This window comes from Nocardioides sp. P86, assembly GCF_023712465.1.
In the GTDB taxonomy this organism is placed as follows: domain Bacteria; phylum Actinomycetota; class Actinomycetes; order Propionibacteriales; family Nocardioidaceae; genus Nocardioides; species Nocardioides kribbensis.
Window position 1 is genome coordinate 482,043 of the sequence record NZ_JAMAYE010000001.1, and the last position, 14,045, is coordinate 496,087.

A 14,045-nucleotide genomic window follows, 5' to 3' on the forward strand; every position below is an offset into this window, starting at 1 on the left:
TGTCCACCCCCACGGGGGCCTGACGGGACCAGGACGGCCGCAGGGCGGGCGCCGGGCAGGAGCCGGACGGGAGCCGGAGGGCCCCGTCGGACACGCTGCGGCCCCCGCGCCGGGCCGTCGCGCGCGACCTGGACCCACCGCCTAGGGTCAGGGCGTGAGCGCGCGCGAGGCCAGCCCGACCGACGACCGACCCCACCAGCGACCCGACCAGGCCCCCGACGGGTCCACGGACGGCGCCGAGGCGGCGCTGGAGAGCGCGCCGTGGGACGGCAGCGGCTTCCGCGCCCGTGTGCAGGCCGCGCTCGACGCCCACGTCGAGGAGCAGGTGACCCGCCTCGCACCCGTCGGACCCGACGCCACCCGACTGCTCGACGAGGCCCGCGCCCTCGTCGCCGGCGGCAAGCGGCTGCGCGCGGCCTTCTGCTGGTGGGGCTTCCGGGCCCTGGACCCCGACCCCTCGCCCGAGACCGAGCAGGCCGTGCTGCGCGCCTGCGCCGCGCTGGAGCTGCTGCACGCCAGCGCCCTGGTCCACGACGACCTCATGGACGCCTCCGACACGCGCCGCGGTCGCCCGGCCACGCACCGCGGCTTCGAGGCCGAGCACCGCCGCGACGGCTGGACCGGCGACCCCGAGCAGTACGGCGCCGCCGCGGCGATCCTGCTCGGCGACCTGCTGCTCACCTGGGCCGACGAGCTGCTGCGCCGCTGCGGCCTGCCGCTGGAGCGCGTCGTGCCGGCCCTCGAGGTCTTCGACCTGTGCCGCTCCGAGGTCATCGCGGGGCAGTTCCTCGACATCTCGGTGCAGGCCCGCGGGCGCGCCGACGTCGACGCGGCCATGACCGTGCTGCGCTACAAGTCGGCCAAGTACTCCATCGAGCGGCCGCTGCACGTCGGGGCCGCGCTGGCCGGCGCCGGCCCCGCGGAGCTGGCGGCGCTCACGGCGTACGGGCTGCCGCTGGGCGAGGCCTTCCAGCTGCGCGACGACCTGCTCGGGGTCTTCGGCGACCCCGCCACCACCGGCAAGCCCGCCGGCGACGACCTCGTGGAGGGCAAGCGCACGGTGCTCGTGGCCCTGGCCCTCGACGCCGCCGCGCCCGAGGAGGCCGCGCTGCTCGACCGCTCGCTGGGCCGCCCGCTCGACGCGGCGGCCGTCGAGCGGCTGCGCGAGGTCATCACCGCCTCGGGCGCGCACGACCAGGTCGAGGAGGTCATCGGCCACCTGACCGAGCGTGCGACCGGCGCGTTGGCGGCCTCCGGGCTCGACCCGCGCGCCCAGGAGGTGCTGCGCGACCTCGCAGTGGCCGCGACCCAGCGGCGCACCTGAGGCCGACCGCACCTGCTGCGCGGCCCGGCGTCGCGTCCTACTGACCGTTGCGCCCACTGCCTGACCGTCGTGACGGTCGGGTAGTGGGTCCAACGGTCAGTAGGACGCCGCCGCGGCCGCCGCCGGGTCCCGGCGAGGGCTCAGGTGCGGATGCGCGCCAGCGACTCGAAGGCGTCGGGGGTCCAGTACTCCTCGCCGCCCTCGCCGACGACGATGCGGCGCGGGCTGGCCCCGTCGGCCGTCCCGTCGGCGGCGGCCGTCCCGTCTGGGGAGTCGGCGGGCAGCGGCACGGCGTACTCGGAGTAGTAGCCCTCCACCTCGAGCGGCAGCAGGCCCTCGAGGTTGCGGTAGGTGCGACCGTCGCCGGGCGTGGGGTAGGGCCCACCGGCGTCGATGAGGCGCAGGGTGTCGATGGCCTCGTCGGGGAGCCGGTCGAGGTCGACGTAGGGCAGGCCGCTGGCGGGGTCGGTGGTCTCGGGACCCGCGCCGGTGGAGGTGCCGGGGTCGCGGCCGGCCAGCAGCCAGATGCCGACGGCGAGCGCCACGACGGCCACCATCGCCGCCAGGCCCGTGGGGTGGGGCCGGCGGTGCTCCTCGACCTTCGGGATGCGGTAGACCACGGCGGCGGTCGACCGGCCCTAGAAGGCCATCGCCTGCGCGCGCCGCTTGACCTCGGAGCCGCGGTTCTCGCGCAGCGCGTCGATCGGGCGGCCGGGCAGGTCGGCGTCGAGGAAGAGCCAGGCGATGATCTCGCGGTCGTCGTAGCCCCCGTCGTGGAGCACGGTGAGCAGGCCGGGCACGCCCTTGACGGGGAAGCCGTCCTGCACGAGGTCGGCCGGCACCTGCTGGCCCGCGCCGGGGTAGGGCACCGCGGCGGCCAGCTCGTGGTCGCGGATCATGGTGCGCACCTTGGCCACCGTGACGCCCAGCTCGCGGGCGGCGGTCGCCCAGTCCCACCACGTCGGCACCAGCACCGACAGGTCGTGGTCGGCCAGCCTCAGCTCGCCCGGGGTCGGGCCCGCACTCTCGCTCATGGCCACCATGGTTCCACCTGGGTCCTGGGGAGGCGAAACGCCGTACGCCGCCGCGCCGCGTCCGGGCCGGCGCCGGGGCCCGCGCCACGCCGCACCGGGCGCGCACCCGGGCCCCCGGCGGGGCAGACCGTACGATGAGGAGCCCGGATCCTTCCCCGTCCGGACCGCAGGAGGGTCGCCTGTGCCGACACGACGGCAGCCGCAGCACGACGCCGCGCCCGTGCCCACGGGCTCGACGGCGTCCTCAGCGTCGACGGGCGACCCCATGGGCGGCCGAGTCCTCGACGGTCGCTACCGCATCGGCGCCCGGATCGCGCGGGGCGGCATGGCCAGCGTCTACGAGGCGCTCGACCTACGCCTGGACCGCACGGTGGCCATCAAGATCATGCACGCCGGGCTGGGCGACGACGAGGAGTTCGCCGCCCGCTTCGTGCGCGAGGCGCGGGCCGCGGCCCGGCTCTCGCACCCCCACGTGGTGGCCGTGCACGACCAGGGCGACGACGACGGCGTGGTCTTCCTGGCCATGGAGCTGGTGGCCGGCCACACCCTGCGCGACACCGTCGCCAAGGAGAGCCCGATGCCGCCGGGGCGCGCGCTGGCGCTGCTGGAGCCGGTGGTCTCGGCCCTCGCCGCGGCCCACCGCGCCGGGATCATCCACCGCGACGTCAAGCCGGAGAACGTCCTCATCGCCGAGGACCCCCACACCGGCGCCGAGGTCGTCAAGGTCGCCGACTTCGGCCTGGCCCGCGCGGTCAGCGCCGACACCCAGCACACCGCCACCGGCGGGGTGCTCATCGGCACGGTGTCCTACCTCGCCCCCGAGCTGGTCGTCGACGGCCGCTCCGACACCCGCGCCGACGTCTACGCCGTGGGCGTCGTGCTCCACGAGCTGCTCACCGGTCGCAAGCCCCACGAGGGCGAGACCCCGATCCAGGTGGCCTACAAGCACGTCCACGCCGACGTGCCCGCCCCCTCGCGCCAGGTGCCGGGCATCCCGCCGTACGTCGACGCGCTCGTCGCCCGCGCCACGGCGCGCGACCGCAGCCAGCGACCGGCCGACGCGGGCGTCCTGCTGCACCAGCTGCACCGCGTGCAGCACGCGCTGGCCGCCGGTGTCGCCGACGACGCCGACCTGACCGAGGACCTCTCCCCCGTGCGGCCCGCCCCCGGCGTCGCGTCGGCCGCCGTGGCCGCACCCGGCGACACGGCTCCCGAGGTGTGGGACCCCGAGGAGATCGAGGCCCTGCTCGGGCCCGACCGCTCGCGCCCCGTGCCCGAGCCCACCTCCTGGCTGCCCCGGCAGGGCGAGAGCGACGACGCGGAGGCCCCGCGACCGGCCGGTCCGGTGCGTCTCACCGGCCCTACCGCCCTGGCCCTGGCCGCCCACGACGCGGGCGCCGCTCCCACCACCTCCCCCGACACGGTGGCCGTGCCGGTGCTCGACCGCGACGCACCGGCGGGCAGCACGGGTGGCTCCGGCGCCGCCCCCGCGCACCCCGGCGGACGCAGCGCGCCCCCGGGCGCCCGCCCGCGCCGCTCGCGCCGTGGCCTGCTGCTCCTGGTGGTGGCGCTCGTGCTCGCCGTGGGCGTCGGCGGCGGCGCCTACTGGTTCGGCTGGGCCCGCTACTCCACCGTGCCGGCCGTGCTCGACCAGACCGGCGCCAGCGCGGTCACCGAGCTCGAGGCGGCCGGCTTCGAGGTCGTCGTGGGCGACCCGGTCTACAGCGACGACGTGGCCGAGGGCCGCGTGGTCTCCACCGACCCCGATCCCGGCTCGCGGCTGGTCACCGGCCGCGAGGTCACCCTCGTCACCTCCCTCGGCGTCGAGGAGTACGAGGTGCCGCGCCTGGCCGGTCGCACCCGCGCCGAGGCCGAGGACGCGCTGCGCGACCTCACGCTCGTGCCCGGACGCGTGCGGGAGCGCTTCTCCGAGCGCGTGCCCGAGGGCGTCGTGATCCGCAGCACCCCCGGCACCGGCGCCGTGCGCCGCCCCGGCGCCACCGTCGACCTCGTGGTCAGCAAGGGCCGACGCCCCCTCCAGGTGGGCGACTGGGTCGGGCGGTCGGCCGACCAGGCCGAGCAGACCCTCACCGAGCGCGGCCTGGTCGTCGTGCGCGACCAGGAGGTCTTCGACGACGAGATCGCCGCGGGCGACGTGGTCAGCCAGAGCCCCGACGGCGGCACGCTCTTCGCCGGCGAGACCGTCACCTTCGTGGTCTCGAAGGGCCCCGAGCTGGTCGAGATGCCGCGTCTGACCGCCAGCGGCGTCGACGCGGCCCGCGAGCGGCTCGAGGACCTCGGCTTCGAGGTGAGGGTCGAGAACTCCTCCACCTACATCGGGCTGGGCTACGTGCTGTCCACCGATCCCGACCCCGGCGACATGGTGCCCAAGGGCAGCACGGTGACCCTCTTCCTCGTCTGATTTCACGGGCGGACGGGCGTCGACCTAGCCTCCCGCCATGCGCAACCCCGTCGGCACCCACGTCCTCGTCGGCAAGGGCCTCGCGGCCGGTGCGCTGGCCGACGCCGAGCGGCTCGGCTGCGAGGCCCTCCAGGTGTTCGTGGGCAACCCCCGCGGCTGGCGGCTCTCGCCGGGCAGGCCCGCCGACGACGCCGCCTTCCGCACCGCCACCGCCGAGCGCGGCATCCGCACCTTCATCCACACCCCCTACCTGGTCAACCTCGGCTCCCCGACGGCCAGCACCTACGACAACAGCGTCGCCGTGGTCGCCCACAACCTGCGCCGCGCGGTCGAGATCGGCGCCGAGGGCGTCGTCGTGCACACCGGCTCCTACGTCGAGACCGGCGCGCCCGCCGGGGTCGACGGCCCCGAGGCCGAGGCCGCCCGGGCCGCGCGGCACGCCGCCGCCCTGCGGCAGGTCCGCGAGGGTCTGCTGCCGTTGCTGGAGACCCTCGAGGACGACGCCGCGCCGTGGCTGCTGCTCGAGCCCACCGCCGGCCAGGGCCGCTCGCTGTGCGCCGGCGTGGAGGACCTCACCGGCTACCTCGACGCCCTCGACCACCACCCCAAGGCCGGCCTCTGCCTCGACACCTGCCACGTCTTCGCCGCCGGCGCCCCGCTCGACGAGCCCGGCGGCGCCGCGGCCACCCTCGACCGGGTCGTCGAGATCGGCGGGCCCGGCCGGCTGCGGCTGGTGCACGCCAACGACTCCATGGACGTGCGGGGCGCCTTGAAGGACCGCCACCAGAAGATCGGCCAGGGCCACATCGGCGAGGCCGCCTTCGCCGAGCTGCTGGCCCACCCCGCCACCGCCGGGGTCCCCTTCGTGCTCGAGACCCCGGGCTCGCGCGAAGAGGGCGACCCCGACCTGGCGCTGCTCAAGCGGCTGCGGGCCCGCGTCGGGTCCGAGCAGGCCCGGTGAGCGCCCCGGCCCCGTCGACGCCCGGCCACGACGCGAGCGGCGCCGACCGGCGTACGACCCTGCTCGCGACGGCCGCGCTGCTGGCCATGACGGCCTGCTGGGGCAGCACGTTCTTCCTCATCAAGGACCTGCTCGAGCGGGTGCCGACCCTGGACTTCCTCGCCGTGCGGTTCACGATCGCCGGGCTGGTGATGCTGCTGGTCGCACCGCGCGCCGTGGCACGCCTCAGCGCGGAGTCGCGTCGCCACGCCGCCGTGCTCGGCCTGGTCTACGGCGCGGCCCAGATCCTCCAGACCGCCGGCCTGGCCCACACCCCGGCGAGCGTCTCGGGCTTCATCACCGGCATGTACGTCGTGCTCACCCCCGTGCTGGCCGCCCTGCTGCTGCGCACCCGCACCTCCCCGGTCACCTGGGCCGCGGTCGCCCTCGCCACCGCCGGCCTCGGCGTGCTGACCCTCGACGGGCTGTCCATCGGCTACGGCGAGTCGATCACCCTGGTCAGCGCGGTGCTCTACGCCCTGCACATCGTGGGCCTGGGCGCCTGGTCCGACGCCCGCCAGGCGCTCGGCATGTCGATCGTGCAGCTGCTCGTCATCGCGGCGGTCTGCCTGGTCGCCACCGCGCCCGACGGCGTCGTGCTGCCCGCGACCACGGGCGACTGGGTCTCGGTGGTCTACATGGCGCTCTTCGCCGGGGCCCTCGCCCTGCTCGGCCAGACCTGGGCCCAGGCCCACCTCGCGCCCACGCGCAGCGCGATCATCATGAGCATGGAGCCGGTCTTCGCCGCCTTCTTCGCAGTGCTCCTCGGCGGCGAGGGCCTGACGCTGCGCATGCTCGGCGGCGGCGCGATGGTGCTGGCCGCGATGCTCGTCGTGGAGCTGGTGCCACGGCGCACGGTCGAGGGCGAGGTCCAGCACCTCGTGGTGTGACCCGCCGGTGTCTCGGGGGCCGGGAACGCCCCCGACGCGCGCCGTCACCGCCCTAGGGTCGGGCCCGGGCCCGGGTCAGCACGAGGCGGGCCGGCACGAGGCGGGTCAGCGCGAGACGGGTCAGCACGGTGCCGCGACACACCACCGGCACCGTCCCGCGCCCGGCGAGGAGGGAGCACGTCATGGTCGTCGTCATGTCACCCGAGGCGACCGACGAGGACGTCGCCGCCGTCGTGGCCCGCGTCGAGGGCGTGGGCGGTCGCGCCAACGTGAGCAAGGGCCTCGAGCGCACCGTCATCGGCCTGGTCGGCGACATCACGTCCTTCCACCACCTCAACCTGCGCACGCTGCGCGGCGTCGCCGACGTGCACCGCATCTCCGACCCCTTCAAGCTGGTCAACCGCCAGCACCACCCCGAGCGCTCCACGGTCTGGGTCGGTCGTCCCGGCCGGCAGGTGCCGGTGGGGCCGGGCACCTTCACCCTGGTCGCCGGGCCGTGCGCGGTCGAGACCGCCGCCCAGACCCTGGAGGCGGCGCGGATGGCCCGCTCGGCGGGCGCCACGCTGCTGCGCGGCGGGGCCTTCAAGCCGCGCACCTCGCCCTACGCCTTCGCGGGCCTCGGCGTGCCCGCCCTGCGGATCCTCGCCGACGTCGGCGAGGCCACCGGCCTGCCGGTGGTCACCGAGGTGGTCGACGTCCGAGACGTCGACGCGGTCGCCGAGCACGCCGACATGCTCCAGGTCGGCACCCGCCACATGAGCGACGTCGGCCTGCTGCAGGCCGTGGGCGACGCCGGGCTCCCGGTGCTCCTGGAGCGCGGCGCCACCGCCACGGTCGAGGAGTGGCTGATGGCCGCCGAGCACGTCGCCCAGCGCGGCAACCTCGACATCGTGCTGTGCGAGGGCGGCATCCGCACCTTCGAGAGCGCCACCCGCCGCACCCTCGACCTCTCCGCCGTGCCGGTCGTGCAGGCGTGCAGCCACCTCCCCGTGGTCGTCGACCCCTCCCACGCCGTGGGCCGCAAGGAGCTGGTGGTGCCGCTGTCGCGCGCGGCGGTCGCGGTCGGCGCCGACGGGCTCGTCGTCGATGTCCACCCCGACCCCGAGACCGCACTGTGCGACGGCCCGCAGGCCCTGGTCGACACCGAGCTGCGCGAGCTGGCCCAGGCCGTACGCCGCTTCCCGCCCCTGGTCGGCCGCGTGCCCGCGACCCCGACCCGGAGGGACCCGTGAGCAGCTGCCACCGCTGCGGAGCCGCGACCCCCACGGGGCGCTTCTGCGCCGAGTGCGGTGCCCCGGTCGCCGCCTCACCCGGCGGTCTCGGATCCGCGAGGCCGCCCGGCACCGGCCGCACCGCCCAGGTGCTGCCCTGGGTCGTGGGTGTGCTCTTCGTGGTGCTGCTGGCCGGTGGCGGCGCGCTGCTGGTGCTGCGCGAGGGCCCCGAGGAGCCCGCGGCGGTCGACGTGACGCGCGGCGGCGCAGGTCGCGCCTCCGACCGGGCCCCGACCTCCGCGCCGCCGCCCTCCGGGTCCCCCGGCGAGGAGACCGCCCCCACCCCGACCGGCGACCCGGTCGAGGTCGCCGCCGCCGCGTCGATCACCGTGCCCGACACCGCCCCCAGCAGCGTCGACGTCGCCGACGGCAGCACGACCTCCTACGACGACACCCGGCTCGTCGACGGCGACCCCACCACCTGCTGGCGCACGATCGGCGACGCCGGCGGCTCCGAGATCGTCCTCGACCTCGCCGAGCCCGTGGCGCTGTCCCGGGTCGGCCTGGTCAACGGCTACGCCAAGACCGCGACCGACCCGGGCGGCACGACCTACGACTGGTACTCCCTCAACCGCCGCGTCCTCGCCGTGGAGTGGGTGCTCGACGACGGCACGACCCTGCGCCAGGACCTGGGCGAGAGCCGCGAGCTGCAGACCCTCGACGCCGGCGGCGCCGTCACGAGCAGCGTGCGGCTGCGCATCGTGGCGGTCTCGGCGCCCGGCGACGGCCCCGACGCCAAGGACTACACCGCGCTGAGCGAGGTCTCCCTCCTCGGCGCGCCCCTGGCCGCCGGCTGACCCGCGGGCCCGCCACCTCCCCGCGCGCGGGGGTCGCGGCGTGGCGTGGTCTCCGAGCCGTGGTCTCGGAGCCGTGGTGTCAGAGGGCCGCGAGCACCCCGGCGGCCCGCTCGACGTCGGCGCGACCGACGCCGAGGTGGGTGACCAGCCGCACGACGGCGGGGCCGACCGCCGAGACGAGCACACCGGCCTCCCGGGCGCGCGCGACGACCTCGGCGGCGTCGCCGCGCGGCACGGCGACGATGTTGGTGTCGACGCCGGCGGGGTCGACGCCGCACGCCTCGGCCAGCAGCCGGGCGTGCTCGTGGTCCTCGGCCAGCCGCTCCACGTGGTGCTCGAGGGCGTGCAGGCCGGCCGCGGCGAGGATGCCGACCTGCCGCATGCCGCCGCCCATGCGCTTGCGCCACACGCGGGCCTCGGCGATGACGTCGGCCGAGCCGACCACCAGGGAGCCGACGGGCGCGCCCAGCCCCTTGGACAGGCAGACCGCCATGACGTCGGCGATCGCGCCGTACTCGCTCAGCGGGGTGCCGGTGGCCACGTGGGCGTTCCACAGCCGCGCGCCGTCCATGTGCACCGCCACGCCGGCGCCGGTGGCCAGCTCGCGCAGGTCGCGCAGGTCGGCCAGGGGCAGCACGGTGCCGCCGGCGAAGTTGTGGGTGTTCTCCACCGAGATCGCCGCGGTGCGCACGAAGAACGGACCCATGTCGGGGGCCAGGATCGAGCGCACGGTCGGCAAGTCCACCTGGCCGCGCGGGTGGATCCAGGTGCGGGAGGTGATGCCGGAGTAGGCGCCGTGGGCCCCCAGCTCGGCGCGCACGATGTGGGCGGAGGCCTCGCAGAGCACCTCCTCGCCCGGCTTCACGACCGCGCGCACGGCCAGCACGTTGGCCATCGACCCCGTGGGGCAGAAGAGCGCGGCCTCGTGGCCCAGCAGGTCGGCCACCCGCTCCTCGAGCGCCAGGACGGTGGGGTCCTCGCCGTAGACGTCGTCGCCGACCTCGGCCCGGGCCATGGCCTGGCGCATCGCGTCGGTCGGGCGGGTCACGGTGTCACTGCGCAGGTCGATCACACCGTCATCCTCCCGCACCGGCTCCCGTCGCCCGGTCGCGGGGCGAGCAACGACGGCGGCCCGGCGACGTGCCCGGCCGCCCTCGCGGCTCGCTCAGGCCTTGCGCAGCATCTCGGCGACCAGGAAGGCCAGCTCGAGGGACTGCACGCGGTTGAGGCGCGGGTCGCAGACCGACTCGTAGCGCGAGGAGAGGTCCATGTCGGTGAGCTCCTCGCCGCCGCCGACGCACTCGGTGACGTCGTCGCCGGTGAGCTCGACGTGGACGCCGCCGGGCCAGGTGCCGAGCGAGCGGTGCACGTCGAAGAAGCCCTGGACCTCGTCGATGACGTCGTCGAAGCGGCGGGTCTTGTAGCCCGAGGAGGCCTCGAAGGTGTTGCCGTGCATCGGGTCGCAGACCCAGGCGACCTCCAGGCCCGCGGCCTTGACCTTCTCCACCAGCGGCGGCAGGCCGTCGCGGATCTTGCCCGCGCCGAAGCGGGTGATGAACGTGAGCCGGCCGGCCTCGTTGTGGGGGTTGAGCTTGGCGGCCAGGGCGATCGCGTCGTCGGGGGTGGTGGTGGGGCCGAGCTTGACGCCGATGGGGTTGCGGATGCGGCTGAGCAGCTCCACGTGGGCGTTGTCGAGCTGGCGGGTGCGCTCGCCGATCCAGACGAAGTGGCCCGAGACGTCGTACGGCGCGTCGGTGCGCGAGTCGATGCGCGTCATCGCGTGCTCGTACTCCAGCACCAGAGCCTCGTGGCTGGAGTGGAAGTCGACGCGGTGGAACTCGTCGGGGTCGGCCCCGATGGCCTGCATGAACGTGAGCGCGCGCTCGATCTCGCCGGCCATCTCCTCGTAGCGCTGGCCGACCGGCGACTCTCGCACGAAGTCGGTGTTCCAGGTGTGGACCTGGCGCAGGTCGGCGTAGCCGCCGGTGGTGAAGGCGCGCACGAGGTTGAGGGTCGCGGCGGAGGCGTTGTAGACGTCGACCAGGCGCTGCGGGTCGGGCACTCGGGCCTCGGGGGTGAACTCGAAGCCGTTGACCGCGTCGCCGCGGTAGGCCGGCAGGGTCACGCCCTCGCGGGTCTCGAGGTCGGAGGAGCGCGGCTTGGCGTACTGCCCGGCCAGGCGGCCGACCTTCACGACCGGCACCGAGGCGGCGTAGGTGAGCACGACCGCCATCTGAAGCAGCACCCGCAGCTTGTTGCGCACGTTGTCGGCGGTGACCCCGGCGAGGGTCTCGGCGCAGTCGCCGCCCTGGAGCAGGAAGGCCTCGCCGCGCGCGACCGCGGCCAGCTTGCCCTTCAGCTCGTCGCACTCGCCGGCGAAGACCAGCGGCGGCATCGTGCGCAGCTGCGCGACGGCGGAGTCGACGGCCGCCTGGTCGGGGTAGGTCGGCTGCTGGGCCGGGCCGAGGGCGTGCAGGGTGGCGAGGTCGGGGATGGTGCTCACCGGCCAAGGGTACGGCCGGGTCCGCTCGCGCCCCGAAACAGCGCGACCCCGCCCGCGATGCGGACGGGGTCGGGCCGGACGGTGCGCGCGACACGGCGTGGCCTCAGTCCTCGAGGTGCTCGATGTCGCGGAAGCCGGTGCGCTTGGCGCGCACGCCACGGTTGACGAACCAGGTGAGCAGCCACAGCGCCACGCCGATGAGCAGCAGCACGAGCGCGATCTGGTACTGCAGGACGTCGCGGTCGACCCACGGGCCGATGAGGAAGGCGCAGAGCACCGCGGCCACGGCCGGGGTGACGCCCGGCGAGCGGAAGAAGCCCGTGCCCTGCTTGTCGTCACGGCGCAGGATCAGGCAGGCCACGTTGACGATCGTGAAGACGCCGAGCAGCAGCAGCGAGGTCGTGCCGGACAGCGCGCCGACGATGCTCGAGTCCGACTGCGTCGCGACGTACCAGATCAGAGCCACGGCGATGAGCGTGGTGAAGATGATGCCGACGTAGGGCGAGCGGCGGTTCGGGGAGACCTTGCCGAGGCTGCGGGGCAGGACGTCCTGACGGGCCATGCCGTAGACCAGGCGGCTGGCCATGAGCATGTTGATCAGCGCGGTGTTGGCGACGGCGAAGACGGCCAGGAAGGGGAAGACCTTGTCGATCGGGAAGTCGGGGGCACCCTTGCCGACCACCTCGAGCAGCGCGCGGCCCTCGGACTCGTTGATGACCGCGAGCTCGTCGGGGGTGAGCACCGTGACCACCGCGATGGCCACCAGCATGTAGAAGATGACCGCGATGCCGAGGCCGGTGAGCATCATCTTCGGGAAGATCCGCTCGGGCTCCTTGGTCTCCTCGACCATGTTGACGGAGTCCTCGAAGCCGACCATCGCGAAGAAGGCCACCGAGGTGGCCGCGGTGACGGCGAGGAAGAGGCCCTTGTCCTCGGGCGACTCGAAGGTCGTGATCTGGCTGATGTCGCCCTCGCCCTGGGCCATGGCGTAGAAGCCGACGCCGATGACGATGGCCAGCGCGGTCATCTCCACCAGGGTGAGCACGACGTTGAACTTCACGCTCTCGCCGACCCCGCGCAGGTTGATCGCGGCCAGCAGGCCCATGAAGAGCATGGCGATGATCGTGGTGCCGGTGGTCGACAGACCGGTCTCCAGCCCGATGCCGTCGAGCCCGGCCAGCAGGTTCTGGGCCAGGACGTTGGCGGAGGTGGAGGCGCTGGTGATGCCCGAGCAGATCACCGCGAAGGCCACGAGGAAGGTGACGAAGTGGATGCCGAAGGCCTTGTGCGTGTAGAGCGCGGCACCGGCGGCCTGGGGGTACTTCGTGACCAGCTCGAGGTAGGACAGCGCCGTCAGCGTCGCGACGACGAACGCGACCAGGAACGGCAGCCAGACGACGCCGCCGACGATGCCGGCCATCTGGCCGGTCACGGCGTAGACGCCGGCGCCGAGGATGTCGCCGACGATGAACAGCAGCAGCAGCTTGGGGCCCATCACCCGCTTCAGGGTGGGCTCGGACCCGGGTGTCTCCACCGCGGCGGTCTCGTGGGTGCTCATCAGGGTGCCTCCTGGTGGATGCGTGCGAGTGGGCCTACCCAACCCCAGGCGGGGGGTCGTTGGCTACTCGCCCCGCGGCAGGAGGCCTTCCCGGCGGGCCCGGGGCTCAGCCGAAGAACACCTCGGCCTCGGCGTACTCCTCCGCAGAGACCAGCTTCAGCTCGGCGGTGCCCTCGGCCAGCGGCACCCGGTCGATGCGGGTGCCGCGCAGGGCCATCATCGTGCCGAAGTCGCCGTCGGCGACCGCGTCGACGGCCTGGAGGCCGAAGCGGGTGGCCAGCCAGCGGTCGAACGCCGTGGGCGTGCCGCCGCGCTGCACGTGGCCGAGCACCACCGCGCGGGCCTCCTTGCCGGTGCGGTGCTCGATCTCGGAGGCCAGCCGGTCGCCGATGCCGCCGAGGCGCACGTGGCCGAAGGCGTCCTTCTCCCCCGAGGCCAGGGTCATGCCCGAGCCGTCGGCGGGCACCGCTCCCTCGGAGACGACCACGATGGGGGCGTACTCGCTCTCGAAGCGGGTCTCGACGTGGGCGCAGACCGCGGCGATGTCGAAGGGCTGCTCGGGGATGAGCACGGCGCTGGCACCGCCGGCGATGCCGGCGTGCAGCGCGATCCAGCCGGCGTGGCGGCCCATGACCTCCACGACGAGCACGCGGTGGTGGGACTCCGCGGTGGTGTGGAGGCGGTCGATGGCCTCGGTGGCGATGTTGACCGCGGTGTCGAACCCGAAGGTGAAGTCGGTGCCCGAGAGGTCGTTGTCGATCGTCTTGGGCACCCCCACGACCTTGACGCCCAGGTCGGCCAGCTTGGTGGCGACCCCGAGGGTGTCCTCGCCGCCGATCGCGACGAGGGCGTCGACGCCGTCGGCGGCGAGGTTGTCCTTGATCCGCTCCACGCCGCCCTCGATCGAGAACGGGTTGGTGCGGCTGGAGCCCAGGATGGTGCCGCCGCGGGGCAGGATGCCGCGGCACTGCTCGACGCCCAGGGGCATGGTCAGCCCCTCGAGCGGGCCCTTCCACCCGTCGCGGTAGCCGACGAACTCGAAGCCGTGGTCGCGCGTGCCGCGCCGCACGACCGCGCGGATGACGGCGTTGAGACCGGGGCAGTCCCCGCCTCCGGTGAGTACTCCGACGCGCATCTGCGCTCCTGTCCTGGTGACCCGGTCGGGCCGTGGTCGGTGGTCGGCCCGGCCGACGACTTGGATCGTTCGAAGCGGGCGGGCCCGACTGTAGTGGCGGTCACACCTCCG

The 14,045-nt window shown here is 74.8% G+C and carries 13 protein-coding genes; 6 read left to right on the plus strand and 7 right to left on the minus strand.

The window, feature by feature from the left end; genetic code table 11:
* The first annotated feature begins 154 nt into the window (after positions 1-154).
* Positions 155-1,324, plus strand: a complete 1,170-nt coding sequence (locus tag M3673_RS02225; protein ID WP_251531202.1) for a polyprenyl synthetase family protein — start codon at positions 155-157, stop codon at positions 1,322-1,324.
* A gap of 140 nt (positions 1,325-1,464) precedes the next feature.
* Here M3673_RS02225 and M3673_RS02230 read toward each other — a convergent pair whose 3' ends face one another.
* Both M3673_RS02230 and M3673_RS02235 read right to left on the minus strand, forming a co-directional pair.
* Entirely contained in the window at positions 1,465-1,944 is a 480-nt protein-coding gene (locus M3673_RS02230; protein ID WP_251531204.1) for a ribonuclease domain-containing protein, read from the minus strand.
* Between the two features lie 18 nt (positions 1,945-1,962).
* On the minus strand, positions 1,963-2,358 hold the full coding sequence (locus tag M3673_RS02235) for an Rv2175c family DNA-binding protein (protein WP_162242256.1): 396 nt from the start codon (positions 2,356-2,358) through the stop codon (positions 1,963-1,965).
* A gap of 265 nt (positions 2,359-2,623) precedes the next feature.
* On the opposite strand from M3673_RS02235, the gene M3673_RS02240 reads away from it, so the two are divergent.
* The 3 genes from M3673_RS02240 to M3673_RS02250 are packed head-to-tail and all read left to right on the plus strand — an operon-like array spanning position 2,624 to position 6,670.
* Positions 2,624-4,780, plus strand: coding sequence for a PASTA domain-containing protein (locus tag M3673_RS02240; RefSeq protein WP_251531206.1), 2,157 nt, complete (start codon positions 2,624-2,626; stop codon positions 4,778-4,780).
* Between the two features lie 37 nt (positions 4,781-4,817).
* Positions 4,818-5,741, plus strand: a complete 924-nt coding sequence (locus M3673_RS02245) for a deoxyribonuclease IV (RefSeq protein ID WP_251531208.1) — start codon at positions 4,818-4,820, stop codon at positions 5,739-5,741.
* Positions 5,738-6,670: a DMT family transporter gene (locus tag M3673_RS02250; protein WP_251531210.1), complete on the plus strand. Its 933-nt coding sequence runs from the start codon at positions 5,738-5,740 to the stop codon at positions 6,668-6,670. Before M3673_RS02245 ends, M3673_RS02250 begins: the two co-directional genes overlap by 4 nt.
* Positions 6,671-6,722: 52 nt before the next feature.
* On the opposite strand, the gene M3673_RS02255 is transcribed toward M3673_RS02250, so the two are convergent.
* Positions 6,723-6,866: a hypothetical protein gene (locus tag M3673_RS02255; RefSeq protein WP_251531212.1), complete on the minus strand. Its 144-nt coding sequence runs from the start codon at positions 6,864-6,866 to the stop codon at positions 6,723-6,725.
* On the opposite strand from M3673_RS02255, the gene aroF reads away from it, so the two are divergent.
* Positions 6,865-7,902, plus strand: coding sequence for a 3-deoxy-7-phosphoheptulonate synthase (gene aroF / locus M3673_RS02260; protein WP_251531215.1), 1,038 nt, complete (start codon positions 6,865-6,867; stop codon positions 7,900-7,902). The genes M3673_RS02255 and aroF overlap by 2 nt on opposite strands.
* Complete coding sequence (locus tag M3673_RS02265; RefSeq protein ID WP_251531217.1) at positions 7,899-8,738, plus strand: hypothetical protein; 840 nt, start codon at positions 7,899-7,901, stop codon at positions 8,736-8,738. Before aroF ends, M3673_RS02265 begins: the two co-directional genes overlap by 4 nt.
* Before the next feature lie 79 nt (positions 8,739-8,817).
* On the opposite strand, the gene M3673_RS02270 is transcribed toward M3673_RS02265, so the two are convergent.
* The 4 genes from M3673_RS02270 to M3673_RS02285 form a co-directional block, all read right to left on the minus strand.
* On the minus strand, positions 8,818-9,810 hold the full coding sequence (locus M3673_RS02270) for a threonine aldolase family protein (protein ID WP_251531219.1): 993 nt from the start codon (positions 9,808-9,810) through the stop codon (positions 8,818-8,820).
* A gap of 93 nt (positions 9,811-9,903) precedes the next feature.
* Positions 9,904-11,241, minus strand: coding sequence for a class II 3-deoxy-7-phosphoheptulonate synthase (locus M3673_RS02275; RefSeq protein ID WP_251531221.1), 1,338 nt, complete (start codon positions 11,239-11,241; stop codon positions 9,904-9,906).
* 103 nt (positions 11,242-11,344) lie between these two features.
* Positions 11,345-12,799, minus strand: a complete 1,455-nt coding sequence (locus tag M3673_RS02280; RefSeq protein WP_193664812.1) for an APC family permease — start codon at positions 12,797-12,799, stop codon at positions 11,345-11,347.
* 106 nt (positions 12,800-12,905) lie between these two features.
* On the minus strand, positions 12,906-13,934 hold the full coding sequence (locus M3673_RS02285) for a 6-phosphofructokinase (RefSeq protein WP_056904535.1): 1,029 nt from the start codon (positions 13,932-13,934) through the stop codon (positions 12,906-12,908).
* Positions 13,935-14,045: the final 111 nt, after the last annotated feature.

Bases quoted from the DNA above. Each gene is read 5' to 3' on its own strand.
- M3673_RS02235 (WP_162242256.1), bottom strand. From the start codon at position 2,358: ATGAGCGAGAGTGCGGGCCCGACCCCGGGCGAGCTGAGGCTGGCCGAC.
- aroF (WP_251531215.1), top strand. From the start codon at position 6,865: ATGTCACCCGAGGCGACCGACGAGGACGTCGCCGCCGTCGTGGCCCGC.
- M3673_RS02280 (WP_193664812.1), bottom strand. From the start codon at position 12,799: ATGAGCACCCACGAGACCGCCGCGGTGGAGACACCCGGGTCCGAGCCC.
- M3673_RS02245 (WP_251531208.1), top strand. From the start codon at position 4,818: ATGCGCAACCCCGTCGGCACCCACGTCCTCGTCGGCAAGGGCCTCGCG.
- M3673_RS02255 (WP_251531212.1), bottom strand. From the start codon at position 6,866: ATGACGACGACCATGACGTGCTCCCTCCTCGCCGGGCGCGGGACGGTG.
- M3673_RS02285 (WP_056904535.1), bottom strand. From the start codon at position 13,934: ATGCGCGTCGGAGTACTCACCGGAGGCGGGGACTGCCCCGGTCTCAAC.
- M3673_RS02240 (WP_251531206.1), top strand. From the start codon at position 2,624: ATGGGCGGCCGAGTCCTCGACGGTCGCTACCGCATCGGCGCCCGGATC.